Consider the following 792-nt stretch of genomic DNA (forward strand, 5'->3'; position numbering starts at 1 on the left):
CCAGCTTCTCTTGTGGATGTCAATTCCAATGAATAGCTTTGGTAAGGCAGTAACTCGGGTTTCCATATCTTTAGAGTTTTGGTGAATTTTAAAGATACTCGATTACTGCTTTTTCATTGATGCTATAAAAAATAGCTGCTAAGTGCTAATTCGAGATTTCTGTATTTTTTAAAAATTAAAGTTACGGCGGACAGGTTTGCGCCCGTTTTTCCGCTACTTTTCATAGCCAAACCGTTGTGTGTAAGCTAAAAAAATGAAAACGGAGAATACTTTGATACCGCTAATTATAATGGGAATTTTAGTTCTCGGTTCATTCGTACCAATAATTCAAATAATGCTTTTACAGGGCAATGCAATTTATCTTTATCCATTTGAGATGGTATTTGGAATAGACGATTTCAAAGTTTTAAATTTTATGAACCTTTTTGGTGGAATTCTGTCTGTTTACGGATTTTATAGGACGGACAAAAGCGGATTTAAATTGCTTTGGGCAATTTTGACGGTATTCTTTTTAAATTCATTTCTGACATTTATGTGGGACGACCGTGGAGGAGACACAAACCCGTATTTTTTAGGATTTATGATTTCTGGATTTTTAACCGTACTGCCTTTAGTAATTGTCGGATTTTATAAAGAGAAACGTAAAAAGCCTACACACAACAATATATCCTATGAAAAGCAATAATCGGCTTTCTCAAATTTAATATTTTATTTTTTCTTTACTTCATTCCGCTAAAATTTTAGAGCATTGAATTTTTGATGAAGCTCTGCTTCAGTAGAAATTCAATGCAA

At 33.2% G+C, this 792-nt stretch carries 1 protein-coding gene; it reads left to right on the forward strand.

From position 1 onward, the window contains the following. The first annotated feature begins 253 nt into the window (after nucleotides 1–253). On the forward strand, nucleotides 254–685 hold the full coding sequence (locus ACOV1Q_RS15865) for a hypothetical protein (protein WP_424495383.1): 432 nt from the start codon (nucleotides 254–256) through the stop codon (nucleotides 683–685). Nucleotides 686–792: the final 107 nt, after the last annotated feature.

This window comes from Salinimicrobium maris, assembly GCF_049680855.1.
Classification (GTDB): domain Bacteria; phylum Bacteroidota; class Bacteroidia; order Flavobacteriales; family Flavobacteriaceae; genus Salinimicrobium.

What these genes read in the sequence shown, in the direction of transcription:
- ACOV1Q_RS15865 (WP_424495383.1), top strand. Translation starts at nt 254, where the DNA reads ATGAAAACGGAGAATACTTTGATACCGCTAATTATAATGGGAATTTTA.